The organism is Streptomyces sp. NPDC031210 (assembly GCF_055570395.1).
In genome coordinates this window covers 89,936-115,863 of the sequence record NZ_JBVIHH010000008.1, presented here as the reverse complement: position 1 = coordinate 115,863, position 25,928 = coordinate 89,936, and the positions used below count along the sequence as shown (strand labels likewise).

The 25,928-nt window shown below is 70.5% G+C and carries 27 protein-coding genes and 1 tRNA gene; 14 read left to right on the top strand and 14 right to left on the bottom strand.

Going from position 1 to position 25,928, the window contains the following annotated elements:
- Nucleotides 1-112 precede the first annotated feature (112 nt).
- Complete coding sequence (locus tag ACZ45Z_RS16880; protein WP_468362591.1) at nucleotides 113-727, top strand: flavin reductase family protein; 615 nt, start codon at nucleotides 113-115, stop codon at nucleotides 725-727.
- Nucleotides 728-798: 71 nt separating this feature from the next.
- Here the strand turns inward: ACZ45Z_RS16880 and arfB are convergent, their stop codons facing one another.
- Nucleotides 799-1,227 carry an alternative ribosome rescue aminoacyl-tRNA hydrolase ArfB gene (gene arfB, locus ACZ45Z_RS16875; RefSeq protein ID WP_468362589.1) on the bottom strand — a complete coding sequence of 143 codons (429 nt, stop codon included), beginning with the start codon at nucleotides 1,225-1,227 and terminating at the stop codon, nucleotides 799-801.
- A gap of 210 nt (nucleotides 1,228-1,437) precedes the next feature.
- On the opposite strand from arfB, the gene ACZ45Z_RS16870 reads away from it, so the two are divergent.
- Nucleotides 1,438-2,013, top strand: coding sequence for a TerD family protein (locus ACZ45Z_RS16870; protein WP_468362587.1), 576 nt, complete (start codon nucleotides 1,438-1,440; stop codon nucleotides 2,011-2,013).
- Nucleotides 2,014-2,232: 219 nt separating this feature from the next.
- On the opposite strand, the gene ACZ45Z_RS16865 is transcribed toward ACZ45Z_RS16870, so the two are convergent.
- On the bottom strand, nucleotides 2,233-2,796 hold the full coding sequence (locus ACZ45Z_RS16865) for a GlcG/HbpS family heme-binding protein (RefSeq protein ID WP_468362951.1): 564 nt from the start codon (nucleotides 2,794-2,796) through the stop codon (nucleotides 2,233-2,235).
- 515 nt (nucleotides 2,797-3,311) lie between these two features.
- Here ACZ45Z_RS16865 and ACZ45Z_RS16860 point away from each other — a divergent pair.
- The 3 genes from ACZ45Z_RS16860 (at nucleotide 3,312) to ACZ45Z_RS16850 (ending at nucleotide 6,046) form a co-directional block, all read left to right on the top strand.
- On the top strand, nucleotides 3,312-4,640 hold the full coding sequence (locus ACZ45Z_RS16860; protein ID WP_468362949.1) for a sensor histidine kinase: 1,329 nt from the start codon (nucleotides 3,312-3,314) through the stop codon (nucleotides 4,638-4,640).
- Nucleotides 4,637-5,320, top strand: coding sequence for a response regulator (locus ACZ45Z_RS16855; RefSeq protein ID WP_468362585.1), 684 nt, complete (start codon nucleotides 4,637-4,639; stop codon nucleotides 5,318-5,320). The genes ACZ45Z_RS16860 and ACZ45Z_RS16855 overlap by 4 nt, the downstream gene beginning before the upstream one ends.
- Before the next feature lie 228 nt (nucleotides 5,321-5,548).
- Nucleotides 5,549-6,046 (top strand): hypothetical protein, encoded by a 498-nt coding sequence (locus tag ACZ45Z_RS16850; protein ID WP_468362583.1) that lies wholly within the window; start codon nucleotides 5,549-5,551, stop codon nucleotides 6,044-6,046.
- Between the two features lie 65 nt (nucleotides 6,047-6,111).
- On the opposite strand, the gene ACZ45Z_RS16845 is transcribed toward ACZ45Z_RS16850, so the two are convergent.
- Complete coding sequence (locus tag ACZ45Z_RS16845; RefSeq protein WP_468362581.1) at nucleotides 6,112-6,780, bottom strand: pentapeptide repeat-containing protein; 669 nt, start codon at nucleotides 6,778-6,780, stop codon at nucleotides 6,112-6,114.
- Between the two features lie 403 nt (nucleotides 6,781-7,183).
- On the opposite strand from ACZ45Z_RS16845, the gene ACZ45Z_RS16840 reads away from it, so the two are divergent.
- On the top strand, nucleotides 7,184-8,416 hold the full coding sequence (locus ACZ45Z_RS16840; RefSeq protein WP_468362579.1) for an FAD-dependent oxidoreductase: 1,233 nt from the start codon (nucleotides 7,184-7,186) through the stop codon (nucleotides 8,414-8,416).
- A gap of 136 nt (nucleotides 8,417-8,552) precedes the next feature.
- Here ACZ45Z_RS16840 and ACZ45Z_RS16835 read toward each other — a convergent pair whose 3' ends face one another.
- A complete protein-coding gene (locus ACZ45Z_RS16835) occupies nucleotides 8,553-9,656 on the bottom strand; it encodes an aminopeptidase P family protein (protein ID WP_468362947.1) in 1,104 nt (367 codons plus the stop codon).
- A 536-nt stretch (nucleotides 9,657-10,192) separates the two neighbouring features.
- Complete coding sequence (locus ACZ45Z_RS16830) at nucleotides 10,193-10,702, bottom strand: hypothetical protein (RefSeq protein WP_468362577.1); 510 nt, start codon at nucleotides 10,700-10,702, stop codon at nucleotides 10,193-10,195.
- Between the two features lie 761 nt (nucleotides 10,703-11,463).
- On the opposite strand from ACZ45Z_RS16830, the gene ACZ45Z_RS16825 reads away from it, so the two are divergent.
- Nucleotides 11,464-11,646 (top strand): hypothetical protein, encoded by a 183-nt coding sequence (locus ACZ45Z_RS16825; protein WP_468362575.1) that lies wholly within the window; start codon nucleotides 11,464-11,466, stop codon nucleotides 11,644-11,646.
- Nucleotides 11,647-12,123: 477 nt separating this feature from the next.
- A complete protein-coding gene (locus ACZ45Z_RS16820) occupies nucleotides 12,124-12,354 on the top strand; it encodes a hypothetical protein (RefSeq protein WP_468362573.1) in 231 nt (76 codons plus the stop codon).
- A 152-nt stretch (nucleotides 12,355-12,506) separates the two neighbouring features.
- Here ACZ45Z_RS16820 and ACZ45Z_RS16815 read toward each other — a convergent pair whose 3' ends face one another.
- Nucleotides 12,507-13,010 (bottom strand): hypothetical protein, encoded by a 504-nt coding sequence (locus ACZ45Z_RS16815; RefSeq protein ID WP_468362571.1) that lies wholly within the window; start codon nucleotides 13,008-13,010, stop codon nucleotides 12,507-12,509.
- 49 nt (nucleotides 13,011-13,059) lie between these two features.
- Here ACZ45Z_RS16815 and ACZ45Z_RS16810 point away from each other — a divergent pair, with 49 nt between their 5' ends.
- Entirely contained in the window at nucleotides 13,060-13,563 is a 504-nt protein-coding gene (locus ACZ45Z_RS16810; RefSeq protein ID WP_468362569.1) for a hypothetical protein, read from the top strand.
- 517 nt (nucleotides 13,564-14,080) lie between these two features.
- Here the strand turns inward: ACZ45Z_RS16810 and ACZ45Z_RS16805 are convergent.
- Both ACZ45Z_RS16805 and ACZ45Z_RS16800 read right to left on the bottom strand, forming a co-directional pair.
- A complete protein-coding gene (locus tag ACZ45Z_RS16805; RefSeq protein WP_468362567.1) occupies nucleotides 14,081-14,575 on the bottom strand; it encodes a hypothetical protein in 495 nt (164 codons plus the stop codon).
- 138 nt (nucleotides 14,576-14,713) lie between these two features.
- Complete coding sequence (locus ACZ45Z_RS16800) at nucleotides 14,714-15,349, bottom strand: hypothetical protein (protein WP_468362565.1); 636 nt, start codon at nucleotides 15,347-15,349, stop codon at nucleotides 14,714-14,716.
- A 405-nt stretch (nucleotides 15,350-15,754) separates the two neighbouring features.
- Between ACZ45Z_RS16800 and ACZ45Z_RS16795 the strand changes: the two genes are divergently transcribed.
- On the top strand, nucleotides 15,755-15,922 hold the full coding sequence (locus ACZ45Z_RS16795; RefSeq protein ID WP_468362563.1) for a hypothetical protein: 168 nt from the start codon (nucleotides 15,755-15,757) through the stop codon (nucleotides 15,920-15,922).
- Nucleotides 15,916-16,203, top strand: coding sequence for a hypothetical protein (locus ACZ45Z_RS16790; protein WP_468362561.1), 288 nt, complete (start codon nucleotides 15,916-15,918; stop codon nucleotides 16,201-16,203). The genes ACZ45Z_RS16795 and ACZ45Z_RS16790 overlap by 7 nt, the downstream gene beginning before the upstream one ends.
- Before the next feature lie 41 nt (nucleotides 16,204-16,244).
- Here ACZ45Z_RS16790 and ACZ45Z_RS16785 read toward each other — a convergent pair.
- Nucleotides 16,245-16,318, bottom strand: a tRNA-Thr gene (locus ACZ45Z_RS16785).
- Between the two features lie 179 nt (nucleotides 16,319-16,497).
- Here ACZ45Z_RS16785 and ACZ45Z_RS16780 point away from each other — a divergent pair.
- From ACZ45Z_RS16780 to ACZ45Z_RS16770, 3 genes are all read left to right on the top strand, one after another.
- On the top strand, nucleotides 16,498-17,634 hold the full coding sequence (locus ACZ45Z_RS16780; protein ID WP_468362559.1) for an ABC transporter ATP-binding protein: 1,137 nt from the start codon (nucleotides 16,498-16,500) through the stop codon (nucleotides 17,632-17,634).
- A gap of 430 nt (nucleotides 17,635-18,064) precedes the next feature.
- Nucleotides 18,065-18,484: a hypothetical protein gene (locus ACZ45Z_RS16775; RefSeq protein ID WP_468362557.1), complete on the top strand. Its 420-nt coding sequence runs from the start codon at nucleotides 18,065-18,067 to the stop codon at nucleotides 18,482-18,484.
- Between the two features lie 30 nt (nucleotides 18,485-18,514).
- Entirely contained in the window at nucleotides 18,515-19,243 is a 729-nt protein-coding gene (locus ACZ45Z_RS16770; RefSeq protein ID WP_468362555.1) for a nucleotidyltransferase family protein, read from the top strand.
- Nucleotides 19,244-19,768: 525 nt separating this feature from the next.
- Here the strand turns inward: ACZ45Z_RS16770 and ACZ45Z_RS16765 are convergent.
- The 5 genes from ACZ45Z_RS16765 to ispD all read right to left on the bottom strand — a co-directional run bounded on the left by ACZ45Z_RS16765 (nucleotide 19,769) and on the right by ispD (nucleotide 25,562).
- Nucleotides 19,769-21,397 carry a DoxX family protein gene (locus ACZ45Z_RS16765; RefSeq protein WP_468362553.1) on the bottom strand — a complete coding sequence of 543 codons (1,629 nt, stop codon included), beginning with the start codon at nucleotides 21,395-21,397 and terminating at the stop codon, nucleotides 19,769-19,771.
- 172 nt (nucleotides 21,398-21,569) lie between these two features.
- Entirely contained in the window at nucleotides 21,570-22,526 is a 957-nt protein-coding gene (rlmB, locus tag ACZ45Z_RS16760) for a 23S rRNA (guanosine(2251)-2'-O)-methyltransferase RlmB (protein ID WP_468362551.1), read from the bottom strand.
- A gap of 227 nt (nucleotides 22,527-22,753) precedes the next feature.
- Entirely contained in the window at nucleotides 22,754-24,148 is a 1,395-nt protein-coding gene (cysS, locus tag ACZ45Z_RS16755) for a cysteine--tRNA ligase (RefSeq protein ID WP_468362549.1), read from the bottom strand.
- 138 nt (nucleotides 24,149-24,286) lie between these two features.
- Entirely contained in the window at nucleotides 24,287-24,829 is a 543-nt protein-coding gene (gene ispF / locus ACZ45Z_RS16750; protein WP_468362547.1) for a 2-C-methyl-D-erythritol 2,4-cyclodiphosphate synthase, read from the bottom strand.
- Complete coding sequence (ispD, locus tag ACZ45Z_RS16745) at nucleotides 24,816-25,562, bottom strand: 2-C-methyl-D-erythritol 4-phosphate cytidylyltransferase (RefSeq protein ID WP_468362545.1); 747 nt, start codon at nucleotides 25,560-25,562, stop codon at nucleotides 24,816-24,818. Before ispD ends, ispF begins: the two co-directional genes overlap by 14 nt.
- Nucleotides 25,563-25,928 lie beyond the last annotated feature (366 nt).

The window sequence follows — 25,928 nt, the reverse complement described above, 5'->3', positions numbered from 1 at the left end:
TCTTCGTGAACGCAAATCCGGGCCCGCCGCCCGTCTCCGCCCTCGGACCTAGGACGCGACTGGTCCCAGGGCCCGATGCGCGCCCGGGCCGGGCGGCGTTAGCGTGCCTGGCGTGTTCACGAAAACGCCTGTCACAGCCCAGCCCGCCACCGCCGGCGCCGCCGCCGCGCCCGTCGTCGCGCCCGCGTCCGTACCGGGCGGAGCGGTGATCCCCCATTCTGGTGGGGTGAGTGACGACGAGTTCCGTGCCGCCCTGTCCCGCCTCGCCGCCGGCGTGGTGCTGATCACCGCCCACGATCCCGACGACGGGCCGCGCGGCGAGGACGTCGGGATGACCGCCACCGCGTTCTTGTCCGTTTCGCTTGATCCACCGCTGGTGATGGTGAGCGTTCGCAACGACTCGCGGATGGACGACCTGCTGGCGGAGCAGCCGCTGTGGGCGGTTTCGGTCCTCTCCGACCACCAAAGCCATATCGCCGGCCGTTTCGCCATGAAGGGGCGCATCAGCGACAGACTGCTCTTCGAGGGCCTTCCGCACGTACGGGGGGAAGCCGCCGGCGCACCACTGATCACCGGCGCCCTCGCCACCCTGGAATGCCGCACCGAACAGCGCGTCGTCGCCGGTGACCACACCCTGGTCATCGGCCGCGTCCTGACCGCGGCGACGCTGGGGGCGGACGACGGTCCGCTGACGTACTTCCGGGGGAAGTACCGGCGGCTGGGGTGAGGGGGTGCGGCGTGGCTCCGGGCGGGTCGGCCGTGGCCGTATCGGGCGCGGGCACGTCGGCCCCGGCGGGGTCAGCCCCAGTCGCGGCCCGAGCGGCCGCGCTTGGTGTCGCCGCGCTGCTTCTTCTCCCGTAGCCGCCGCTCGTTGATGCCACGGGGGATCCGCGACTTGCGGCGCGCCTTGGGCGGCGGCGCGGTGGCCTCGGCCAGCAGCGCGGCCAGCCGGACGGACGCGGTCTCGCGGTTGCGCCACTGGGAGCGGTGGTCGGAGGCCCGCACGGACAGCACGCCGTCGACCAGCCGGCCGGCCAGCCGCTCCAGGGCGCGCTCCTTCCACACCGGAGGCAGCGCCTGCGTCGCGACGAGATCGAAGCGCAGCTCGACCTGGCTGTCGCTGGTGTTGACGTGTTGGCCGCCCGGACCGGAGGACCGCGAGAATCGCCATACGAGCTCGGCCTCTGGAAGGACGACCGAACCGCGGATGACATGGGGCCCGGACATGCGTCCCATGATCCCGCCTCCGCGGGCTTCCCGTCACCCACTTTTCCCCGGTGCGCCGCCGGGCCCGCTTCGGCCCGGGGCATCAGGATTGGGCAAAGAAAGTAAAGAGAGCTGGAACCTCGTGGTCCCCTGAGGGCGTTGAGGTGGATGACGGTAGCTTCGTTCAGCAAGTACGGAGCCCGACGAATCGACGAAGGAAAGGGCATCCCCATGGCTGTAAGCCTGTCCAAGGGCGGCAACGTCTCGCTCACCAAGGAGGCGCCGGGCCTCACCGCCGTCACGGTCGGCCTCGGCTGGGACGTCCGCACCACCACCGGCACGGACTTCGACCTCGACGCGAGCGCCATCGCGGTCAACCCGAGCGGCAAGGTCTACTCCGACCAGCACTTCGTCTTCTTCAACAACAAGGCGACGCCGGACCAGTCCATCGAGCACACCGGCGACAACGTCACCGGCCAGGGCGAGGGCGACGACGAGCAGATCAAGGTCAACCTCGCGGCCCTGCCGGCCGACGTCGAGAAGATCGTCTTCCCGGTCTCCATCTACGACGCCGAGAACCGCAGCCAGAACTTCGGCCAGGTGCGGAACGCCTTCATCCGCATCGTCAACCAGGCCGGTGGCGCCGAGATCGCCCGCTACGACCTCAGCGAGGACGCGGCGACCGAGACCGCCATGGTCTTCGGCGAGCTCTACCGCAACGGCGCCGAGTGGAAGTTCCGCGCCGTCGGCCAGGGCTACGCCTCCGGCCTCGTGGGCATCGCGCAGGACTTCGGCGTCAACGTCTGAGTCGACGTCTGACTTCGGACGGCTGACGTCTGGCTTATGACGTCTGACGTCTGGCATCTGGCTTATGACGTCTGACTTCGGACGGCCGACGTCTGACTTCTGATGCGGAGGGCCGGTCCCCCAGGGGGCCGGCCCTCCGCACGTTCCGCGGCGGGGCGAGCTTCGCACCAGGCCCACGCGCGGCCCGCGCCGCCCGTACGGCCCGCCCGCCGGCGCGCGCTACTCTCCGAGCGCCTGGGCGCCGGCCTGCGCGTACTCCTCGTCGGCCGCTCCGCTCGGGGCGCCCGCCACGCCGATACCGGCGATCGGCGCGCCCTCGGACCGCACCGGGGCACCGCCGGCCAGGAACAGCGTCCCGGGGATGTCCTTGAGCGTGGGGGCCTGCTCCAGGCGCTTGACCAGCTCGGAGGTCGGCGCGTTCCAGGAGACGGCGGTGTACGCCTTCTTCACCGCCGACTCGTACGACTGCGGGCCCGCGCCGTCGCCACGCAGTTGGACGAGCGCCGTCCCGTTACGGTCCACGACGGCCACCGACACCTTCTGCCCCGCCTTCTGCGCCGCGTCCATCGCGGCCCGCGCGGCCTTGGTGGCAGCGGCGATGGTGAGGTGCGTGGTGCGGGTGAGGTCCTTGGCCTCAGCCTCCGTGACGGTGGCCGCGGCGGCGGGGGAGGCGGCCGGGGCGGGCGCGGCGGTCGCGGAAACGGCGCCGAGCGTACCGGCGCCGATCAGGGCGGCAGCGACGGCACCGCTGACCACACGGGCACGCATCGACATCTTCCTCATGCTCTGCACGCTCTCTGCGCCCTTCGGGCTCTCGGCGTTCTTCAGGCTGTCTGCGTTCTTCACGATCGGGCTCCGGGGGGGGTGAGGAGGCGGGCGGCGGGTCGCCGTGCACTTAATCCTGGGAGCGGAACCGCCTCGCGCGGGTCGACCTGCCGGCCGGCATGAGCGCGCATGATGGTGGATACGGGTGTCAGCCGATCGGTTGATGCGAGCGGTGCTCCGCACGGGATACGACTACCGGTGGCCGTACCCGGGGGCCGCCCGGCAGAGCCGCTCCCGACGGCGACGGCCCTTCGGGAAAACCCGGCTAGGAGATCCCCGTGCACCTCACCCCCCACCCCCCGGACCACACCGCGGACGCCGGCGCCGCGGACTCCGGCACGGGGGCCCCCGGCCTCGACCCGGGCACCGCGTACTCCGGCCGCCGCTCCGGCACCACGGACCCCGGCCGCCGTTCCGGCACCACAGACCCCGGCCGCGACCCGAATCCGGACGCGCGCTGGCTCGGACCGGTCATGCACACCGCGTTCTTCCTGCTCCTGGGCGCCTCACTCGCCCGCTTCCTGACCCGGCACCCCGGCGAGCCCCGCACCCCGTGGATCATCGCCCTCAGCCTCGCCCTCGCCCTCCTCTACGTCCTCGGCCCGGCCGTCGGCCCCCGCACCCACGACGCGTCGCGGCCCACCGCCCGCCGACTGCTCTGGCTCGGCGCGGTCGTCACGGCCTGGGTCGTCCTCGTGCTCCTCGCGCCCAGCTTCGCGTGGTGCGCGGTGCCCCTCTTCTATACGGGCCTGCGCACCCTGCCGACCCGCGCCGCGTCCCTGCTCGTCGGCGTGCTCACCGCGTTCGTCGTCGTCGCGCAACTGCGCCTGTCCACCGGATTCGACCCGAACCTGCTGCTCGCGCCGCCGGCCGTCGCCGCCCTCGCCACGGCCGTCTTCGTCCACATGGAGCGCCAGACCGCCCGCCAGCGCGCGCTGATCGACGACCTGATCCGCACCCGCCGCGAACTCGCGGCCACCGAACGGCGCGAGGGCACGCTCGCCGAGCGGCAGCGGCTCTCGATGGAGATCCACGACACCCTCGCCCAGGGGCTGTCCAGCCAGCAGATGCTGCTCCAGGCCGCCGACCGCACCTGGGACGCCGACCCGGACACCGCCCGGGGCCACATCCGTACGGCCACAGAGATCACCGCCCGCAACCTCGCCGAGGCGCGCCGCTTCGTCCACGACCTCGCCCCGGCGGACCTCGCCGACGGCACCTCCCTCCCCGACGCCCTCCGCCAACTCGCCGCGCGCAGCGGCGAGGAGACCCGCGGCGGCGCCCCGACCGGACGCGCCGCGTCGGCGGCCGCCGACACCCCTACCGGTCGCTCCGATAGCGGAATCACCGTCCGCTTCCACCTCGACGGCACCCCCGCCCCCCTGCCGGACCGGGTGCAGTCCGCGCTGCTACGGGTGGCGCAAGGAGCACTCGCGAACGTCCGCGAGCACGCCGCGGCAACCACCGTCGCGCTGACCCTCTCCTACCTCGGCGACCAGGTCGTCCTGGACATCGCCGACAACGGTCACGGCTTCGACCCGTCAGCCCTCCCCACCGACTCCGCCGCCCACTCCCCCACCCGCACTGGCACGAACGCGGGCACCGGCACAGACGCAGGCACCGGCACCGGCACCAACACAAGCACCCACTCCCACTCCCACTCCCACTCCCGTACCCGAGGCCACGGCCTGCCCGCCATGCACGCCCGGATGCGGCAACTCGGCGGCACCCTCACCATCGAGTCCACACCGGGCGAGGGCACCGTCCTGTCCGCCGCCGTCCCCTTGGAGCCCGCCCCATGACCACCCCCGCCTCCGCACCCGCCGGCGCCCCCGTACGCATCCTGCTCTGCGACGACCACGCCGTCGTACGCGCCGGGCTGCTCGCCCTGCTCAGCAGCGCCCCCGACATCGAAGTCGTCGGCGAGGCCGGGAGCGGCGAGGAGGCCGTGGCGATGGCCGGCAGGCTCCGCCCCGACGTCGTGCTGATGGACCTGCAACTGGGCCCCGGCATTGACGGCATCGAGGCCACCCGCCGCATCACCCGCGTCCACGCCGCCCCGGCGGACACCACGGCCCCTCCCGCCACCCCCCACGTCCTCGTCCTCACCACCTACGACACCGACGCCGACATCACCCGCGCCATCGAAGCCGGCGCCACCGGCTATCTCCTCAAGGCCGAACGCCCGGAGGAACTCTTCGCCGCCATCCACGCGGCAGCCCGCGGCCGCAGCACCCTGTCCGCACCGGTCGCCCACCGCGTCCTGGCCCGGATGCGCAGCCCCCGCCCCACCCTCACCGACCGCGAACGCGACATCCTCGGCCAACTCGCACGCGGCCTCGGCAACCGCGAAATCGCCCGCGCCCTGTTCATCAGCGAGGCCACGGTCAAAACCCACCTGGGTCGCATCTACGACAAACTGGGCGTCGAAACCCGCGCAGGCGCCGTCTCCGTCGCCAAGGAACAGCGCCTGCTGCCGTAGGGCCTGGGCGGTCGCGAACCTGTCTGTGGAGGGGGCCGCCGTGGGCAAGACCTGGGAGGAATTCCTGGCCGAGCGGCTCGGCTAGCGCACCGACACCCCTGGACAGGCCAGGCCCCCCGTCCCCTCCCGCACCCCTTCCTTGATCCACTTGATCCACGGGCCGGCTGGCGGCCCGTGGACCGGCCGGCGTGGGCTTCCATCACCACACCGGCGTGACACCATCAATGCGTGATTGACCTCGGCTATTCCCTTTCCCGTCGTTTCCCGGACCCCCCGCAGATGGACTACCGGACGGCGGACGTGCGCACGCTGCGTCACGACCTGTTCTGCGGCGATGTCTACATCGCCGACACCAAGACGGACCGTGAGCTGTCCACAGCCTGGGGATGGGTACCGGTCCTGGACTTCGCCTGGGCGCTGTGCGACATCGTCGAGCAGCTCGACACCGACCCGCGCGGCAACCGCTCCTCCCGGCCCGTCTACGCCGAGCTGGACTTCACCGAATCCAGCGACCGGATGCTTTTCGAGCGCCGCTTCGGGTGGGTGGAGGTCGAGGCCGACTGGATGCCGGCCGACGAGCCGCCGCTCACCTTCAACCACTCAGCGCTGCGCCGCGAGGCCCGCGACTTCCTCCACGACGTGATCGCCGACCTCACCGACATGCACGACGGCCTCGGCGACAACCCCGCCATCTGGGACCTCCAGGCCCGCTTCCCCCGCATCTGACCCCCGGAACCCAGCCAACGCTCACCCACCAACCCGCCAACCCACGGACTCACTAACGCACTGACTCACTCCACCCGGACGCCTATCTGCGCCGCGAACGCCGGTGCCAGGTCCATCAGTTGGGCGGGGCTGATCACCGCGCCCGCCAGCCGGTCGATGCCACGCGCGATGTCCACCGCGGCCGCGCCGCGCAGATCGACGTCCTTCATCCGCGCGCCCGTGAAATCCACCCGGGCGAGGGTGCAGTCGTCGAACGTGACGCGGTTCAGCTCCGCGCCCGAGAAATCCGGCTCGATCAGCACGCACCCCTCGAAGGCGACGTCCCGCAGCTTCGCCGTGCGCAGATTGGGAAAGTCGATCTTCCCGCCGCGCACCACGACCCGCTCCAGCACCGCGCCGTGCAGTTGCGTCCCGCCGAGCCGGGCGTCCGACACCTCCACATCGCGCAGTGACGCCTGGGACAGATCCGTCCCGACCCCGCGCACGCCGCTCAGCACGGTGTCGATGAATCTCGCCCGGCTCAGCACCGTCTCGTCCAGCGCGCACCGGCGCACCGCGCAGTCCATGAAACGGGCGCCGCGCGCCTCCTGGCCCGCCCAGTCCGCGTCCGCGAACTCCAGGCCGTCGTAGTCCCCCTCGGGCTCCAACTCCCCGCCGTCATACGCGTCGAGCTCCGGCAGCCGCACCTCCGGCCGCCGCACCGCCCCCGCCGTCTGCCTACCGCGCCCTGCCACGCGATCAACGCCTTCCGCTCGCCCGCGCCGTCTCGCAGCCCCTCGGCGGAGCCGGCCGACCGCAGCGGACGACCGGGCCGACCGACAGTCCAGCCCGTCGATCAGCCTGCACACCCCATCGTGACCCACACCACTGACAACGCCCCCGGACACCCTCCTGACCTGCGCAAACGTTCCGCATCCGGCCGCGATGTCACATCCAACACCTCCTCATCCGTCCAAGCCCACGAAGAACGGAAACCGGAAAGCAGGCAGACAACCAAACAGGCGAGCGGGACGGAAGGACGGCAGACAGACAGACAGACAGGCAGGGCGGCCCCCCTCCAGAGCCCCCACACACGGAAGCGCAGGACCCCACCCGCCCCACCCCAACCACCCCCACCACCCCAAAGGAGCCCCCACCATGCCGCAGGCCACCCCCCATCTCCCCACCCTCACTCCCACCCGCCCCCTCACCATCATCGGAGGCGGCTTGGCCGGTCTGACCGCGGCCATCTCGGCCGCCGAGGCCGGCGCCGCCGTCACCCTCCACGAGGCGCACCGCACCCTCGGCGGGCGCGCGCGTACCGCCGAAGCGCCCTACCGCACCAACGATGGCCCGCACGCCCTCTACCACCGCGGCCCGCAGTGGGCCTGGCTCAAGCAACGCGGCCTGCTCCGGCCGCTCGCCCCCCTGCCGCTGCGGGAAGCCGCCCGCCTGCGCTTCTTCCACCGCGACGGCCTGCACCGGCTGCCGCCGCGCGGCGTCCTGAAGCTGCGGGGCCTCAAGAACGCCCCCGTCGACCAGGACTTCTTCACCTGGGCGAGCACCCAGGTCGGCGAGTCGGCGGCGCGTGCCGCCGCCAACTTCATCGGCGTGGCCACCTTCCACCACGATCCCGGCCTGCTCTCCGCCGCGTTCGTACAGGAGCGGCTGCGCCGCGCCACCCGCATACCGCCCGAGGCGCACTACCTCCGCGGCGGCTGGGGCGACCTGATCGCGCGGATGGCCGACCACGCGCGCGGGCTCGGCGTCCGTATCGAGACCGGCTCCCGTGTCGACTCGCTGCCCGAGGACGCCCCGGTCATCGTCGCCACCACTCTGGACGCGGCCCGCGCCCTCCTGAAGGACGACCGTCTCACGTGGACCGGCGCGCGAACCGTCCTGATCGATCTCGCCGTACGCACCCGGCGCGGCGACCCGTTCGCCCTGTCCGGTCTGGACTTCTCCGGCTGGATCGAACGGTTCACCGCGCAGGACCCCGCCCTCGCGCCAGAGGGCGAACAGCTTCTCCAGGGTCAGATCGGCATCGCGCCGGACGAGCGGCGCGCCGACGGCGTCGCCCGCGCCGAACGCCTCCTGGACGCGGGCTTCCCCGAATGGCGCGAGCGCACAACGTGGCGCCGCGAGTCCCTGGCCACCGGCCGTACGGGCGCGGTCGACCTGCCGGGCTCCACCTGGCGCGACCGCCCCGCCGTCGACCGCGGCAACGGCGTCTACCTGGCCGGCGACCAGGTCGCGGCACCCGGCCTCCTGAGCGAGGTGTCCTTCACCAGCGCCCTCACCGCCGTATCGCTCGCCCTCAGCGCCTCGGCCCCACGCCGCGCCGAAGGCAGAGAACGCCCAGCGCGTACGGACGTTGAGCGAAGCCGATAACGAGTCCCGCCTTGGCCTGCCTTGGCCTGCCTTGGCCTCAACCACCCCCTTGAGGAAGCGGGGTAGACCACCGGCCGGCCCACCGAAAGCCGGCCGGCCTCACCCCACACCCGAGACCGCCCCCCGCGCCCGGCCCCTACCCCACCACCGCCATCTCCCGCGCCGTCTCGTTCAGCCGGCGCCCGCCCGCCTCCGTACACGTCACGATGTCCTCGATCCGCACCCCGAACCGCCCGGGCAGATAGATCCCCGGCTCGATCGAGAAGCACATGCCCGGAACCAGCGGCAGATGTTCGCCCTCGACCATGTACGGCGGCTCGTGCGTGGTCACACCGATGCCGTGACCCGTCCGGTGGATGAAGTACTCGCCGTATCCGGCGGCCTTGATCACCCTTCTGGCGACCCGGTCGATCTCCTGGCACGCCACCCCGGGCCGTACCGCCTCGAACGCCGCCTGCTGCGCCTCGCGCACGATGTCGTGCACCTTCCGCTCCTCGGCCCCGGGCGCCCCCACATGCACGGTCCGCGTCGTGTCGGAGCCGTACCCGTCCTTCAGCCCGCCGAAGTCGAGGACGACCATGTCCCCGTCCTCGATGACCCGCTCCCCCGCCTCGTGGTGCGGGTTGGCTCCATTGGGGCCCGACCCCACGACGGTGAAGTCCACCTGGCTGTGCCCGTGCTCGATCAGCAGCCGGGCCAGATCCGCGGCCACGTCCCGCTCCCGGCGCCCCGCGAACCGCACCCCCAGGATCTCCTCGTACGTCGCGTCCGCCGCCGCGCCCGCCGCCGCCAGCCGCTCGACCTCATGCGCGTCCTTAATGGCGCGCAGCATCGGCAGCACCTCCGTCAGCGCCCCGTACGCGCTGCCCGGCAGGGTCCGCTGCAGCCCCAGCAGATGCAGCGCCCACGTCGCGTCCGACACGCCGTAACGCCCCTGCCCACCCAGCCACTTGGAGATCTCCGCATACGGATCCGCACCGTCCCGCCACCCCGACACCTTCACTGCGCCGGCCCCGGCGCACCGCTCCGCGTCGGGCCGCTCCAGGAGGGGTACGAGCAGGCGCGGCCGCTGCCCCGGCACGATGACCAGCGCGGTCAGCCGCTCGGTGACGGCGGTCGGCCGGTAGCCGCACAGCCACACCAGATCCGGCCCCGGAGTCACCACGAGCCCCGCCAGACCCGCGTCCACGGCCGCCTGCCCGGCCCGTTCCATGCGCCGCGCGTAGTCCTCACACATCATCGAAGTCACCATGCCGCCGAACCTACGCCGCCCCCCGAACGAACCCACCGAACCCGTCCGCACACGACCGAATCCAGCCCCCACAGGCACCAAAAGCCCCGGGCCCTCACCGGCCCGGGGCTCCCCGCTCACATCAGAGCCCCCTGTCGGATTCGAACCGACGACCTTCGCTCTTATGGTCTTCTGGCTCGGGCACCGCCAAAGAAACAGCGTGCCGGGCGAGTTGGCTGACGCGAATGCCGAGGTGCCGTTGCCCGTGAACGCGGACAACGGCACCTGTGGTGCATCGCTGCGCTTGCTCTCGCCCCCGCCCTACGAAGTGGCTGGGGGAGGCGGTGTCCAACCCGGCGGGGCAGGCTCGACGAGGTCGAGTTCTTCGTCGAGATACATCTCGCCTCCGGCCAGGGGGAAGGCCACCAGGAGCTCACCGGTCGCCACCCGCGTCATGACCGTGCCGATCGGGTCCTCCGGATGGTCTGTCGCCTCACGCGGCGTGACCTGGTCCCCGGGCACGAAACGCCGGGCAGCAGCACCCCTCAGTCGTCCTTCGCCAGGCATGAGTCGCGTCCGTTCGGGCCTTTCTGCCCGTTGGTCCAGTAGGCGGTGATGATGCCCTTCTGGCCCATGTTCTGTCCGTGGAAAGTGTAGTCGCCGTAATCGACGAACACGCACATCGTGCGCTTCTCCGAGCCCTGCTTATAGGGGTGGCAGTACAGCGTGTAGTACTTGCCGAGAGGTTTGCAGATGCTGTTGTAGAAGGCCAACTGCCACAGCTTCTTGGCCGCCGCGTTGTAGGGATGGCTGGGCTTGTCGTGGTGCCGTCCCCCTTGCTTGATGTGAGCAAGCCCGAACTTCGCGTTCCCCGCGCGCAGGATCGGGTCTTCGCCTCCCGGGGACGCCAGTGTCGTGAAGCTGTCGTCAACTATGTGTGCCGCGCCGCTGCCGTCCCGTACGGGGCCAGGCGCCATGGCTGTTGTTGTGGCGATCACGGTCGCGCAGGCCGCTGCGGTCAGAGCAACGATGCGTTTCCGGTGTAATACGCTCAACCCCCGTTTCACGTATGTGCGTTCACTGCACGCCTGTCCGTGCCGCCCCACCCCCAAACATCACCGAAGCCCCGCCTAGCGCCTGACGCTGTTCGGGATCTCGGAGGTCAGGATTTCCCCGCGGTCCGCCATGCGGTTGGCCTTGGGATGCGCCGCCAGTCCAGGAAGCTCTGGAGGGCGGTGGGTGTGAGAGGCCGGCGTTCCGTTGAGGGTGTGAGTTCTGCTTCACGGAGTACGGGCTGCGGTCGCCGTATGCCGATGGGCGAAGACGACTGATGGGCCCGACCACGGCGTGGTCGGGCCCGTCAGTCGTTTGGCAGGAACCATTCGGGCAGCCTCAACGGAGTCTGCGCTTTCGCCGTGGTTAGCGGCGCGGTGCGCGCCGCGTCGACGGTGTCGACTGCTGCCGTGCGACAGACCGTTGATCATTGGGGTTGGCCCGGCTGCCTTCCGGGGAAGAGGCGTAGGCGGAGAGGTCCATGGTGCGCCGCAGGCGCCAGAGAGGACGTCGCTGATCGGTTCGGCGGTGTCCAGTTCTCGGTGGGCGGCGGCCTCGGTGAACAGGTCGTCGGGGTTGTGGCCTGCGCGTTCGGCGTCGGCGAGGGTGGTGGCCAGGGCATCCCAGCCGGGCTCGGCCAGGACGGTCTCAGCGAGTTCGGCAGGGTGGCGGCGCAGGGACGGGGCGATGCGGCGGCCACGTTCCGCAGGCGCTCGGCGGCCTGGCGGGCGACTTCGGCCTGCCGGGCGTGGTGTCGCTGGGCGTGCCAGTGCGCGGCGGCGGTGGCAAGGACGACCAGCATGCCGAGGACCATCGCAGTGCCGGCTCCGTCCTCACCCCGGCCAACCGCGGGCCCGCTGTGGATGAGGTCGCGGGCCGCCCGGCGCAGGTCCTGTGCGTGGCGGAACTGAGCTCGGGCGCGGGAGCGGGAGGCCCGCTCGAATGACGCACCCCCTGGGGAGAAAGCCCAGGTCAGGAACTAGCTGACCTGGACTTCTCAGAGCCCCCTGTCGGATTCGAACCGACGACCTTCGCTCTACAAGCCCAAGACCGTTCATGTCAGGTGGGTTCGAACCATGCTGCCCGGTTGCTGTTTATGCAGGTCAGCGTCGGGCGGCATCACATTGCCTAACAGTCCATGACAGCCCGTTCAAGGCAGTCCGGCCACACATTGGCCACACATCAAGGGCCTGCGCACCACCCCGCGACCAGCCCGAGGGCGTTCATAAAAAGGGTGAGCAGGAGGGGATCGCGTCGACCGCTCGACGGGGCGGCGCCCTGCCAGCCGATGGGGTGGAAACGCGGGGCCACGGGCATGCCCCGCCCCGGTGCCGGGGACCCGGTTGGTGATGTCGCCGCACATCATCCGCGCCGCCCCCACGAGCCAGCCCGGCTGTGGGGCTCAGAGAAGACAGGAGACTCCATGCTCGAAGACCTGGGCAAAGAGGTGCTGCAACCCTTTCTGGATCTGCTCGACCCGGACAACAAGGCCAAGGTGCAAGGCTTGTCACTGAAGGATCAGCAGGCCCTCGCGGCGAGATGGGCCTCGGGAGAGGGCGACACCAGCGACGGCTCGGTGACCAGCGTGGCTGGCATCGGAGAGTCCGAAGATGCGAAGAAGAACCGGGCGAATCTCCTCGCCATGACGATTTAGGCCAGTCATGATCAGCGGGACGGGCCGATCATGCGTTGCCGCCCGTCCTTCAGATTGATCAGCCGGCGGGCTGCGCACCGTGGCGCGGCACGACCGAGCCACGGTGTTGCCTGCCTGTGCCCGGCGCCCAGAGCAGCCCCCGACGTATCCGCTTATCGCTCTGGGGAGGGATGCGCTGCGGGGGTGACGACGGCCCCAGCTTCGCCCTCGTCCCAACGCTGAACCCAGTAGCCGTTCTGGAGAGAGCTCTTGAGGTACTCGTTGAACTCGCCGCAGGCTTGTTCGGAGAGGTGCCCCTCACGGACAAACCAGATGAATTCCCCTGGTTCCTCAAGGTGCAGGCAGACCATGTCTTTGGGGAAGGCGTCGGCAGGATGGATCTCGAACCGCACTTCGGCGGGGGTACCGTCGACGGGTGCGCCCGCTGCGTTCGCGTCCTCCCTCCAGTGGTAGACCCAAAGGCCATTACTGAAGATGTGGAGGCTGACGGCCATCATCTGCTGGCACAGAAGGTCGCTTGCATGGCCTCGACGGATGCGGGCTTCGACGAAGCCCGGCCCATCTACGACGAGGGTTGCCCGCCCTGCGGGCATCTGGTCGTCCGGAACGACCTTGTAACGCACTTCGGTCGTCTTCTGGAACTCTGGCTCTGCCACCTGGACCCCCGTCCGGAGCGCGATTGGAACCAAGCAGTATCGCATCCGAGTGCGATCTCTGCACTGGTCAGAAGCCCCTACGCCCGCCGCTGCGGCCGAGGCGAAGCCGGCCGTACACCACTTCGGCAGCACGGCCGAGGCGTACGACGCTTCGCAGTCCCGTGACGACATCGCCGACGGCGACGTGCTCGTGATCGAGCGCGAACAGGTCGTCGGCTTCCTGCGCAGCGCATGGCCGGGCGCCATCACCCGCGCACACGGCGAACGGCACACCTTCACCGCCAATCCCCGCACCATCGACGACGGAAAGTACGCCGCATCCGTCGAGCGCGCCGAGCAGATCGCACGCGACCTCGGTGCCCCGCTGTTCGGCGAGCAGCACCTCGTCGAGGACGTCGCCGAGGCCGAGCTCGCTGACACCGTCGAGGCTGTCGAGCAGGCCGAGGCCGCCGGCGGGACGTGGCGCGGCGGCTGGATCGCCTCAACTCCCCCGACGTGCGGCGATGCACTGTTCGACGTCGGCGAGGGCGAGCAGGGAGCGCTCTTCGGCTGATTCAGCCTGCCCGCCTCGGCCTCAACGGTCGGGGCGGGCGCCTTGGCCCTGAAAACGCAAGCGGCCCGCCAGGCGCTCCACACCCCGGACGGACCTCGCCACAGATGGGAGCAGCCCCCGCATGGGTAAGAAGAACTCTACCGAGCCGGCATCGAACCTCCCGCCGACGATCGGCAAGCAACTGCCCGTGCGTGTTACCGACGAGGGCATGTAGGACGATCTGTACGGATTTATGGAGACCGGCTGCACCGCGTCGGACGCCGCCCAACAGGCCCTGCTCGCCCTAGCGAACGTGTACTACGAGGCGTGGCACCGCGGCCATTGCCCGCCCGGAGTAGCGCCCACCGTCACGGCCGCCACCCTCACGCCACACCGGCCCGCGCGACAGACTGACCAGGCCGTATAACAGCCGCGCGCCCCGCCGTATGACTGTTGAGGGGTAGGGCCTTGCCGTGAATTTTCATCGGCACGCGAACTTTACGAATTTATACGCCCCGAAGTCGTTCACTGCACGAGTTCATTTTACCTGGTCCGTGATTTTCTTGCGCGCACCATCCGAACCGACGATTATTACCAATGCCTCAGGCTCGGATTGGCGCTCTTTGAGCGAAACATGGCCTTGCTGTCCAGACGTCGGCATGTTTTCCCCGGACGCGAATTCGACGACCATCGCTCTCTTGCCACAGTACAGCGACGCTCGCGAGTGAGAACCGTCTGCGCCCTCACCCGAAGCAAAGCCGTAAGGGCCAGCAGCATAACGTTTACTGCCTTCTGAAGCATTCTTTGGCCAGGCCGAAACAAGGTTTATCAAAGGTCGCTTCGAGCTCTTCGCGTCGACTACTAGGAGCCCGCAGGAACTTCCTTGAATATACGCAATTATGCGGTAGTGGCCTGCGTGAACTTCCCCTACCGCCCGGGGGATCTTATGCGTATCAGAAGTTTCCGTTTCGGAGAGCGGGTCCCCTTCAAGGCTGATCGGCTTGAGCTGGTTTATTGGCGCGAACTGGTCCACTGAAGAAGCGGTGGCGGGGGAATTACCCCCGCTATTCGCCGTGCAGGCGACACAGGAAAGAGAAAGAGCGGCCCCGACGACTAGCTTCCGGATTACTCGAGCCACGAGGCCACTCCTTCATTCGCGCGTGATTCTAGGCTACTTCGACCACTGGTTGAAGCATACGCCGACTGGTTTCAGCACAGTGGCGTATCCCACGAACTGCCCGAGTATGTTATACCCTGAGACCTGATACATGTCGTAGGTGGGGTATGCCTCAACAGTCCCCATCTTTCCCTTGGCAACCTCGTATCGGGTTTCATTCTTCACGGTGCGAGACTTCTGTACATTGAAGCCCACTCCCGCCGAGAGACCCTCCATTTCGAGCTTGAATTCTGCGTCCACCTGTGTCGATACGGCCTCGTCGACCGCCAGCACTAGCGTGGTCTTGCCCTGACCGCTCGTGCTCGATATTTTCTCAGTGCTGCATACCTGCCCCCTGTACTTCCGGTTTTTGAACTTCTCTGCGGGCAAGTTTGGACCCTGAATCGCATTGCCACTCATGGAGGGGCTCGCAGAGGAGTTCGCAGGGGCGTCCGCTGAGGGGCCAGCATAATCAGCGTTCAGCTTGACTATGGTGTTGGCGCCAGGCTTGAAGAATTTGATAGAGGTGTCGACTCCAGGCTTGCGCCCCTTATCCTGCGCGACGGCAGGGGTAGCTGAAGTAACGCCAGCTCCGAGCACGCTGATCGCGAGCGCGCCTGCAAGCACTCCGAGTTTCGCCGTGCTATTCATAAATTTCCCCCAAGGATTCACTTCGACACTCTGGTCATGAGTGCACATGGCAACGAAGTTAATTCGTGCCCATATTCGACGCTATCAGCTCCGGGGAGCGGGCAGCCACTTTCGCCTTTCGGTGCAAATCGCCACTGATATGACAGATCGCTTCACTCGGGGCGTGACTCGACTCCAGAACCGGATCGGCACCAGAAGGACAGCTCTGGCGGCATAGAGGGCGGAGCGTGAGCTCGGATGCGGCTAGTGCCGAGTTCAATTCACCAACAGCGCCTACGACAGGGCGGGGCGGGGGCGCGCCGCACGACCGCACTCGAGACCGTCGTATGCGCGCGGTGACACCCGGTCGCGTGAATTCCCACCGCCCGGCGAACCACGGCGGCCGGCTCATGCGTGCCCGACGGCATGACCGACACCGCACCATCGGCCGGCCCCGGCATCGTCCGCGTGGACATCACCGCCGCCGACCTGTGGGAGTCGACGGAAGGTGGACGCGGACAGCTTGCCGAAGACAGAACCCAAGCGAGCCTGTACGCCGGCATGACCACCCACCCTCGCCGCGCCGGATGCTGACGGTCCGCCGCCCGCACGTGATCACTCGGGACATCTATCAGTCGGTCATGCCGAAGGCCGCTCAGGAGGCGGCCGAGGCAACCGCCGCCATCGTTCCCAGGGGCGCCGCCCGCCGGCCGAAGCAAGAGGCGGTCGAGGAGCCGCAGCCGGTAACGGTCGATGCTCCGCAGCAGGGACTCGCGTTGGCTGCGACCACAACCGCAGAACACGATGGCCACACGTCGGCCACACGCGGCGGCGCGAAGATCATCGCGTTCCCGTCCAGCAGGGTCCGCGCATAAAGAAAGCCCAGGTCAGAGGCTAGCTGACCTGGACTTCTCAGAGCCCCCTGTCGGATTCGAACCGACGACCTTCGCTTTACAAGAGCGGTGCTCTGGCCAACTGAGCTAAGGAGGCGTGCGTGAAGAAGTGTACCCAGGAGCGTCGGGTGCCGGTCCCCCATTTCGTGACCCGGGGGCTACTGACAGACGGGCGTCGCGGAGGTAGCGTCACGCGGAGTCCACCGCACAGTGGACTACACCACTCCTTTACTCGGATCGTCCGGCACGTTCCTGCCGGTGAAGGGACACCTCACCATGGCTACGGTCACGTATGACCAGGCAACCCGCATCTACCCGGGTTCCGACAAGCCCGCCGTCGACAAGCTCGACATCGCCATCGAGGACGGCGAATTCCTCGTCCTCGTCGGCCCCTCCGGATGCGGCAAATCGACGTCGCTGCGCATGCTCGCGGGGCTGGAGGACGTCGACGGCGGTGCCATCCGCATCGGGGACCGCGATGTCACCCACCTTCCGCCCAAGGACCGGGACATCGCCATGGTGTTCCAGAACTACGCGCTGTATCCGCACATGACGGTCGCCGACAACATGGGCTTCGCGCTCAAGATCGCCGGTGTGCCGAAGGCCGAGATCCGGCAGAAGGTCGAGGACGCGGCGAAGATCCTGGACCTGACGGAGTACCTCGGGCGCAAGCCCAAGGCGCTGTCCGGTGGTCAGCGGCAGCGGGTCGCGATGGGTCGTGCGATCGTCCGGGAGCCGCAGGTCTTCCTCATGGACGAGCCGCTGTCCAACCTGGACGCCAAGCTCCGCGTGCAGACCCGTACGCAGATCGCCGGCCTCCAGCGCCGGCTCGGGATCACCACGGTCTACGTCACCCACGACCAGGTCGAGGCCATGACGATGGGCGACCGGGTCGCCGTCCTCAAGGACGGACTGCTCCAGCAGATCGACTCGCCGCGCAACATGTACGACCGCCCGGCGAACCTGTTCGTCGCCGGTTTCATCGGCTCGCCCGCGATGAACCTGGTCGAGGTCCCGATCACCGACGGCGGCGTGAAGTTCGGCAACAGCGTCGTCCCGGTCAACCGCGAGGCGCTGACCGCGGCCGCCGACAAGGGCGACACGACGGTCACGGTGGGCGTGCGCCCCGAGCACTTCGAGATCGTCGAGCGCGACGGCGCGGCCGCGAAGTCGCTGACCAAGGAGAGCGCGGACGCCCCGGCGGGCCTGGCCGTCACGGTCAACGTGGTCGAGGAGCTGGGCGCCGACGGTTACGTCTACGGCACCGCGGAGGTCGGCGGCGAGGTCAAGGACCTGGTCGTGCGGGTCAACGGCCGGGAGGTGCCGGAGAAGGGCGCCCGGCTGCACGTCGTGCCGCGCCCGGGCGAGACGCATGTCTTCTCGACGTCGTCGGGCGAGCGCCTCACCGACTGACAGGCCCGACCGGTCAGAGGTTGAGCGGTAAGCGGAAGCGGAAGCGGTAGCGGTAGCGGTTACACGGCGGGGTGCTGGGCGTACGAGCCCGGCGCCCCGTCGGCGTATGGCGGGCCCGGACGCCACCACCGTGGGGCCGGCAAGGGCGGCCGTGTCGACAAATACCCTCGGCAGAAGTGCGCGAGGGGACGTCAGGCGGTCCCGGAAAGCCCCCAGACGGCAATAGACAGCGATAGACGGCAATAGACGGCAGCAGACATCCGCAGACAGAGGCATACATCCCGAGAGTTCGGCAAACGGCCGCAGACCGGGCCAGAAACGGCCTTTCGCGCCAGCGCGTCAACATCGCAACCACGGTGACGAGCCATTCTGTCCCTCGATAAGGTGACCAAATGTCGCCAAATCATTACTCCTCGCTACCATCACCACCGTGAACTCAGCAGCCCGCCGTATCGGCCGATCTCTCGCCCTTGTCCTCCCCGTCGTCCTCGTCCTGTCCGGGACCCTCGCGGTCACCCGCGTCCCGTGGGCGTCGACGGCCACCGAATCGCAGGTGCTCACCGCGTCCTCCGGGAAGGTCGCCGCCGCCAAGGCTGGCCCCCGGGCCGCCCAGGACGTCCTGCGGGACCGCCTCCTCGCGGAACTTCAGCAGAAGGACCCCGGGGTCGCGCTCACCCACCTCCAGGAGGCGACCACCGCACGGCCCTCTCTGGCCAAGCACTGCGCCTCCATCGCCCGTGCCCTCGGCCGCGCCGCGGTCGCCAAGTACGGCGCCCCGCACCGCGCCCAGGCGTTCTCCCGCCCGGTCTGTGACACCTCCTTCGCCACCGGCGTCGCCGCCGCCCAGTGACCGCTACGCGCACCACTTAAGGTGCGACCCATGACAGGCGCCCCGCATCCGTACCCCACGCAAGCCGTGGTCCTGGCCGGAGGCCAGGGCTCGCGACTCCGCCCGTACACCGATGACCGACCCAAGCCGATGGTCGAGATTCCCGGCACCGGAACCCCGATCATCGGCCATCAGCTCAACTGGCTGGCCGAGGAAGGCGTCACGGACGCGGTGATCTCCTGCGGCCACCTCGCCGAGGTGCTCCAGGACTGGCTCTCCCAGGCCCAACTGCCGTTGCGGGTCACGACCGTTGTCGAGCCCGAGCCTCTGGGCCGCGGCGGCGGCCTCAAGTACGCCGCCGCCTCCCTCCCGCGCCAGGACGAAGCCTGGTACGCCACCAACGGCGACATCTGGACACGCTTCCCGCTCCGTGAGATGGCGGAGTTCCACTACGAACGCGACGCCGAGGCCACCCTCGCGCTGGCCCGCCCGCGGATCCCCTGGGGCGCGGTGGAGACCGACGCGTTCGGGCACGTCCTGGACTTCATCGAGTCGCCCCCCTCGCCGTATCTCATCAACGCGGGCGTCTACGTCTTCTCCGCCGCCTTCACGGACCTGCTGCCCACCCGCGGCGACCACGAGCGGACCACCTTCCCGCGCCTGGCCCGCGAACGCCGGCTGGCCGGCTATCCGCTGCCCCAAGGGGCGTACTGGCGCGCCATCGACACCGCCAAGGACCTCACCGAGGCCGCCAAGGAGTTGGCCGCGCAGGGGCGTTGAGCCGCCCGCGCCTGGTCGGGAAGCCGCCCGGGCAAGGCTGTCGAGCCGCCCGCACGGGGGCGTTGAGCCATCCCCACGGAGGCGCTGAACTGCCCCCACGGAGGCGTTGAACCGCCCGCAGGCGCCCGCCCGGCCGCCGGACGACCCCCGGGCCACCCGACCTCCCCCGAGGCCCACCAGGCGCCGTCCGCCCCGCACGCGGGCGCCTGCCCGCGACTCCCCCCTCCCCGAGGGAGCAAGGGCGGGAGGGAACCAGGGAGCACCACAGCATCGGCCCGACCGGTGGCCGCTCGCCGCCGCCGACTGCCGCCCCCACGGCCGCCACCCACGGCCACCTGTCACCGGTCCCCCCACACCGCGAAGCGGGGAAGCGGACCCCTGGGTTGCGCGTGCGGGCTGTGGCGGGCGTAAGGGGCGGAAGGCTCGGAGCGCCTGGCGTGAGGCTCGGACCGCGCACCGCAGATCCCCACTCACGCCGCGCGCCCCCCGGCACACAAGTGCCGAGGGGCGCGCGCCGTCCGGGTCTCACCCCAGCAGACCCCCCAGCGTGCTGCCGCGGCCGGAGTCGCCGCCGGAGCCCGAGCTGTCGGTGCCGCCGCCGCTGGTGCCGCCGCCGGTGCCGCCCGAGGCGGGCGATCCTTGCGTCGTGGCGGGGGCCCGGCTCGGTGCCGTTCGGCGCGGCGGGCCGCTGGTCGTCGCGCCGGGCTGCTGGGCGCTGCCGGTGGCGCTGCCGGACGGGGCGGTGCCGCGGGCCGGGGCGGACGGCCTGCCGGCCTTGCCGGCCTTGTGCGAGGCGCCCGCGGAGGGCGTCCCGCGGTGGCGCGGGGTGGGCAGGCCGGCGCGGCCCTTGCCGGGCCGGTTGACGCTCTTGCCGGGGCGCGGCAGCGGCGACCCGGGGAGGTTGTTGATCGCGGGCTCCCCGGGCCGCGGTACGGGCGCGACCGTCGCGGACCGTACGGCGCCGCCGAGCAGCGAACCGATGAGCAGGGTCAGGCCGGCGACGACCGCGGTCATCACGGAGCCGCGGCGCAGCACCCGGCGGCGCAGGTCGGCGACCTCGACGCGGGGGCCGAGCCGCCGCCATGCCTCGCCGGCCAGCCGCGCGTCCATGGAGTAGACGGGGGCGCCGGCGATGATCAGCGGGCTCCAGGCGGCGAGGTAGATGATGTCGGGGGCGTCGTAGGCCGGGACGGTGCGCCAGGTGACGGTCATCAGCAGCGCCGCGGACAGCAGCGCGCCGAACGACGCGGCGAGCCGCTGCCACAGGCCGCACATCGTCAGGACGCCGACCACGACCTGGAGGAAGGCGACCGTCAGGCCGGCGCCGACGGGGTGGGCCACGGCGAAGTCGCGCAGCGGCACGGCCAGCGCCCAGGGGTCGAGCGACCGGAGCCAGGTGACCATGGAGCCCCGCTCGCCGCCGTCGAAGTAGACGGGGTCGCAGAGCTTGCCCATGCCGGCGTAGACGGAGATCAGGCCGAGGAAGATCCGCAGCGGCAGCAGGACGACGCCGAGGTTCATCCGGCGGCCCGGGTAGTACGCGTGCCGGACGGTGTCGGCGGCGCGCCGCTTGGCGTCGGAGTCGTAGCGGTCGCGCGCCCCGAAGCCGTCGTCGAAGCCGTCGTCGTCGTAGCCGTCGTCGGCGCCGCCGTAGTCGTCGCCGTAGGCGTCGTCGCCGTACGCGCCGGCTACGGGGCGTACGCCGCGCAGCAGGGTCGTGTCGGAGTCGGCGGGACCGCGCTGGCCGATCACGGTCGAGCCCGGGGGCGCGTCGCCGAGGCGGACGCGGGGTAGGACCTGGGTCGTGCCGGTGTCCCGGCCGGGGCCGCCGTCGAGGCCGATGCCCGCGTCGCGTACCGCGTGCAGTAGCTGGGTGGTGGCGCCGGCCGTGCCGCCCGGGTCCGTGCGCCCGCTCCACACCACGGGCGCCCGGCGTCTGGCGCCGGCGGCCGGGCTGCGGACCGCGGGGATACGCGCGGTGTCCGTCATGGCGCTGCGCACGGGGGCGGCGAGCTGCACGCGGAAGCTGGCGTGGTTGACGATGACCTGCGCGGGATCGCACGGCACCTTGACCGAGCTCAGGACCGGCTCGTCATCAAAGCCCGGCGAGCGTCCCCCCGTAGGTGTGCGGGGTGTTCTGGTGTCCACGCTCATCTAACCGAGTGACCCCCGGTTAAGACACTGCCTTGACCGGCCCGAACTGTCCGAGACCCGTCAAAAGATCACAGGATACGCGAAAGAAGTACGGAGCGTCAGGCCCTGCCCCCAGGTGGGCGAACCGCCCATCCGGGGGCATATGACCCCATACTGCCCTCAAATGCCCTGGTCAGGCGCGGCGCCGCGCCGCTTCCCACAGGACGACGCCGGCCGCGACACCGGCGTTCAGCGATTCCGCGACGCCCGGCATCGGGATCCGCACCCGTACGTCACAGGTCTCGCCGACCAGCCGCGACAGGCCCTTGCCCTCGCTGCCGACCACGATGACGACCGGGCCGTCCAGCGCCGCGACGTCCTGGAGCTCCATCTCGCCGTCCGCGGCCAGACCGACGACCGTCAGTCCCGCCTTCTGGTACGCCTCCAGGGTCCGGGTCAGGTTCGTGGCGCGGGCGACCGGCGTACGGGCGGCCGTGCCCGCCGAGGTCTTCCACGCACCGGCCGTCATACCGGCCGCCCGGCGCTCCGGCACGACCACGCCGTGGCCGCCGAAGGCACACACCGAACGCACGACCGCACCGAGGTTGCGCGGGTCGGTGACACCGTCGAGCGCCACGATCAGCGGGTCGTCCCCGGTGTCAAAGGCCGCCGCGGCCAGGTCCTCGGGGTGCGCGTAGTCGTACGGCGGGACCTGGAGGACCATGCCCTGGTGGTTGAGGCCGTTGGTCATCCGGTCCAGCTCGGGCCGCGGCGCCTCCATCAGGTTGATGTTGCCGCGCTCCGAGGCGAGCTGGAGCGCCTCGCGCACCCGCTCGTCGGTGTCGATGAACTGCTGGACGTAGAGCGTCGTCGCGGGCACGCCGTCGCGCAACGCCTCGAAGACCGGATTGCGGCCGACGACGAGCTCGGAGGTGCCCTTCGCGCCGCCGCGCCGCGGGGCGGGCCGGCGCGTGGCCGCGTGCTTGGCCTTGGCGTTGGCGACGCGGTTCTTGACGTGGCCCTTCCGCTCGGAGGCGGGCGGGGTCGGGCCCTTGCCTTCCAGGCTCCGGCGCCGCTTACCGCCGCTGCCGACCTGCGCGCCCTTCTTGTTGGACGTGCGGCGGTTCCTGCGCTGGCTGTTGCCGGCCATGGGTCACCTGTTTCTTCACTGCTCTCGACGTCTCGCGACGTGGAGTGGGTACGTACGTATGGATTGAGTGTCGCCCGCGGCCCCCGGGAAGGGCGAATCCGGGGGTCGGACCGGGGGCGCGACGAAGGTCGGGGGCTGGGGCACGGCGGGGGTCAGGACGGGCTCACGTGCGGCCCATCAGGGGTTCTCGTCCGCGGCCGAGCGGTTCCCGTCCAGGATCGGGCGGTTCACGACAGCGACCAGCGGGGGCCGGAGGGGGTGTCCTCGATGGCGAGACCGGAGTGCTGGAGCTGGTCGCGGATGGCGTCGGCGGTGGCGTAGTCCTTGCGGGTGCGGGCTGCCTGCCGCTGGTCGAGGACCAGGCGTACGAGGGAGTCCACGACGCCGTGCAGGTCCTGGCCATGGTCCGCGCCGCTCCCCGACCACCGCTCGTCCAGCGGGTCAAGGCCGAGCACGCCCAGCATCGCCCGCAGCTCGGCCAGCCGGGCCACCGCCGCTTCCTTGTCGTCGGCGGTCAGCGCGGAATTGCCCTGCCGGACGGTGGTGTGGACGATCGCCAGCGCCTGCGGGACACCCAGATCGTCGTCCATCGCCTCGGCGAAGGCCGGCGGCACCTCGTCGGCGGGCTCCACGGCCCCGGCCTTCTCCACGACGCGCTGGACGAAACCCTCGATCCGCGCGAAGGCGGACTCGGCCTCGCGCAGCGCTTCCTCGCTGTACTCGATCATCGAGCGGTAGTGCGGGGTGCCCAGGTAGTAGCGCAGCACGATCGGACGCCAGCGCTTGGTCATCTCCGAGACCAGCACGGAGTTGCCCAGCGACTTGGACATCTTCTCGCCGCTCATGGTCACCCAGGCGTTGTGCGACCAGTAGGCGGCGAAGTCGTCACCGAACGCCTTGGCCTGCGCGATCTCGTTCTCGTGGTGCGGGAAGACCAGGTCGACGCCGCCGCCGTGGATGTCGAAGGCGGAGCCCAGGTACTTGTGGGCCATCGCCGAGCACTCCAGGTGCCAGCCCGGCCGGCCGGGGCCCCAGGGCGTCTCCCAGCTCGGCTCGCCGTCCTTCGCCGCCTTCCACATCGCGAAGTCGCGCGGGTCGCGCTTGCCGGTCTCGCCGTCGCCGGACGGCTGGAGGAGGTTGTCCAACTCCTGGTTGGAGAGCTGGAGATAGCCGGGGAAGGACTTGACGTCGAAGTAGACGTTGCCGTCGGCGGCGTAGGCGTGGCCGCGCTCGATCAGGCCGCGCATCATCTCGACCATCTCGGGGATGTGGCCGGTGGCGCGCGGCTCGTACGTCGGACGCAGGCAGCCGAGGCTGTCGTACGCCGCGTTGAAGGCGACCTCGTTCTCGTAGCCGATCGACCACCACGGGCGGCCCTGCTCCGCCGACTTCTGGATGATCTTGTCGTCGATGTCGGTCACGTTCCGCACGAACGTGACGTCGTAGCCGCGGTAGGTGAACCAGCGGCGCATGATGTCGAAGTTCAGACCGGACCGGATGTGACCGATATGCGGGGCGGCCTGCACGGTCGCACCACAGAGGTAGATCGAGACACAGCCCGGCGTGAGCGGGTTGAAATCGCGAATCTGCCGGGCGCTGGTGTCGTACAGGCGAATCGTCACGGAACCAGGGTAGTCGGAACCGAGCAGTGCCCCGCGACCCCTTGGGCCACCGGGTCGCACCGGATCGACACTTGACCGGTTTGCCCCGGTAGGCGCGCGGGGCCGGGCCGGCACCTTCGCGCTCCCGCCCGCGCCCCGTCAGGCCGTACGGACGACCAGCGCCGTGGCCACCGCGGCCAGACCCTCGGCGCGGCCGGTCAGACCCAGCCCGTCCGACGTCGTGCCGGAGACCGACACCGGCGCCCCGACCGCCGCCGACAGGGCCTTCTGCGCCTCGTCCCGCCGCTTGCCGACCTTCGGCCGGACGCCGATGACCTGCACCGCCACATTGCCGATCGCGAAGCCCTCGGCCCGTACGATCCGCGCGGCCTCGGCCAGCAGCGTCACACCGGAGGCGCCGGACCACTCGGGGCGCCCGGTGCCGAAGTGCGCGCCGAGGTCGCCGACGCCGGCCGCCGAGAACAGGGCGTCGCAGGCGGCGTGCGCGACCACGTCGCCGTCGCTGTGACCGGCCAGGCCGTACCCGTCGCTCTCCGCCGCGTCCCACAGCAGGCCGGCGCACCACAGTTCGCGGCCCCGCTCGAAGGCGTGCACGTCGGTGCCGATGCCGACGAGCGGGATGCCGGGCAGCCCTCCGGCGCCGGGCGCGGTGGCGGCTCCGGGTGTGTCAGACATAGCCATCGGTGGCCCTCCTACGGGCGAGTACGGCCTCGGCCAGGACCAGGTCCAGCGGCCGGGTCACCTTGAACGCTTCCTCGTGTCCGGGGACGACCACGACCGGCGCGCCGAGGCGCTCGACCAGCCCGGCGTCGTCGGTGGCGCCCTCGCCCTCGACGACCGTGTCGTGGGCCCTGAGCAGGGTCTCGCGCTGGAAGCCCTGCGGGGTCTGCACGGCGCGCAGCCGGGCCCGCTCCGGGGTGCCGACGACGGGCTCGGGAGTGCCCTGCGGCTGCGGCTCGACCTGCTTGACGGTGTCGGCTAGGGGCAGGGCGGGGACGACGGCCGGCGCGCCGGCGCGTACCGCCGCGATCACGGAGTCGACGGTGTCGACGGGTACCAGCGGGCGGGCCGCGTCGTGCACCAGCACCACGTCGACGGCGTCCGGCAGTGCCGCGAGGCCGAGCCGGACCGACTCCTGGCGGGTCTCGCCGCCGGGAACCACTAGGAGGTCGGTGCGGTCGCTGAGCGGGTACTCGTCCAGGAGGTGGCGGACCTCGGTGGCGCCGTCGGGGGGTGCGACCACGACGACGACGGAGACGGTGCGGGCGGCGGCCATCGCGCGGACGGCGTGGACCAGCATGGGGGTGCCGCCCAGGGCGCGCAGCGCCTTCGGGGCACCGGGGCCGAGCCGGACACCGCGGCCGGCGGCGGGAATCACCGCGGCGGTGCGGTGGGGGCGGGAGGTATCTGGCATCGATGACTCCGGAGTCCGGGGCAGCCCCGGAATTGGCGCAGACAGGTTTGTTTCCTCGGCCGGGTTGGGTATGGCCTCAGCGTCAGCGTGCCGGGCGCGACACCTTGACCGGACCCTTCCGTGACATCCGTCGAGGCGGCAGCCCGGGCCCGGCACACGGCGTGGCGCGTACGGCGGGCGGGTGACGCCACACGGCGAGGGTGACGTTGAGGACGCGAGGGTTGACGCGGCGATCGACCGCTCGCGAGATGACCGCGATACGCATGACCGCAGAAACGCATGACCGCAGATATGCCGCAGCGCCCGGCGACAGACGCCTCCACTGGGGAGGCGGTCGTCACTCGGGCACCGCGGCAGTGCTGTTTC

Excerpts from the sequence above, each read along its gene's own strand:
- arfB (WP_468362589.1), bottom strand. The coding sequence starts at position 1,227 with ATGTCCGGGCCCCATGTCATCCGCGGTTCGGTCGTCCTTCCAGAGGCC.
- ACZ45Z_RS16870 (WP_468362587.1), top strand. The coding sequence starts at position 1,438 with ATGGCTGTAAGCCTGTCCAAGGGCGGCAACGTCTCGCTCACCAAGGAG.
- ACZ45Z_RS16865 (WP_468362951.1), bottom strand. The coding sequence starts at position 2,796 with ATGAGGAAGATGTCGATGCGTGCCCGTGTGGTCAGCGGTGCCGTCGCT.
- ACZ45Z_RS16860 (WP_468362949.1), top strand. The coding sequence starts at position 3,312 with ATGCACACCGCGTTCTTCCTGCTCCTGGGCGCCTCACTCGCCCGCTTC.
- ACZ45Z_RS16855 (WP_468362585.1), top strand. The coding sequence starts at position 4,637 with ATGACCACCCCCGCCTCCGCACCCGCCGGCGCCCCCGTACGCATCCTG.
- ACZ45Z_RS16840 (WP_468362579.1), top strand. The coding sequence starts at position 7,184 with ATGCCGCAGGCCACCCCCCATCTCCCCACCCTCACTCCCACCCGCCCC.
- ACZ45Z_RS16835 (WP_468362947.1), bottom strand. The coding sequence starts at position 9,656 with ATGATGTGTGAGGACTACGCGCGGCGCATGGAACGGGCCGGGCAGGCG.
- ACZ45Z_RS16820 (WP_468362573.1), top strand. The coding sequence starts at position 12,124 with ATGCTCGAAGACCTGGGCAAAGAGGTGCTGCAACCCTTTCTGGATCTG.
- ACZ45Z_RS16800 (WP_468362565.1), bottom strand. The coding sequence starts at position 15,349 with ATGAATAGCACGGCGAAACTCGGAGTGCTTGCAGGCGCGCTCGCGATC.
- ACZ45Z_RS16795 (WP_468362563.1), top strand. The coding sequence starts at position 15,755 with ATGACCGACACCGCACCATCGGCCGGCCCCGGCATCGTCCGCGTGGAC.
- ACZ45Z_RS16790 (WP_468362561.1), top strand. The coding sequence starts at position 15,916 with ATGCTGACGGTCCGCCGCCCGCACGTGATCACTCGGGACATCTATCAG.
- ACZ45Z_RS16780 (WP_468362559.1), top strand. The coding sequence starts at position 16,498 with ATGGCTACGGTCACGTATGACCAGGCAACCCGCATCTACCCGGGTTCC.
- ACZ45Z_RS16770 (WP_468362555.1), top strand. The coding sequence starts at position 18,515 with ATGACAGGCGCCCCGCATCCGTACCCCACGCAAGCCGTGGTCCTGGCC.
- ACZ45Z_RS16765 (WP_468362553.1), bottom strand. The coding sequence starts at position 21,397 with ATGAGCGTGGACACCAGAACACCCCGCACACCTACGGGGGGACGCTCG.
- rlmB (WP_468362551.1), bottom strand. The coding sequence starts at position 22,526 with ATGGCCGGCAACAGCCAGCGCAGGAACCGCCGCACGTCCAACAAGAAG.
- ispF (WP_468362547.1), bottom strand. The coding sequence starts at position 24,829 with ATGGCTATGTCTGACACACCCGGAGCCGCCACCGCGCCCGGCGCCGGA.
- ispD (WP_468362545.1), bottom strand. The coding sequence starts at position 25,562 with ATGCCAGATACCTCCCGCCCCCACCGCACCGCCGCGGTGATTCCCGCC.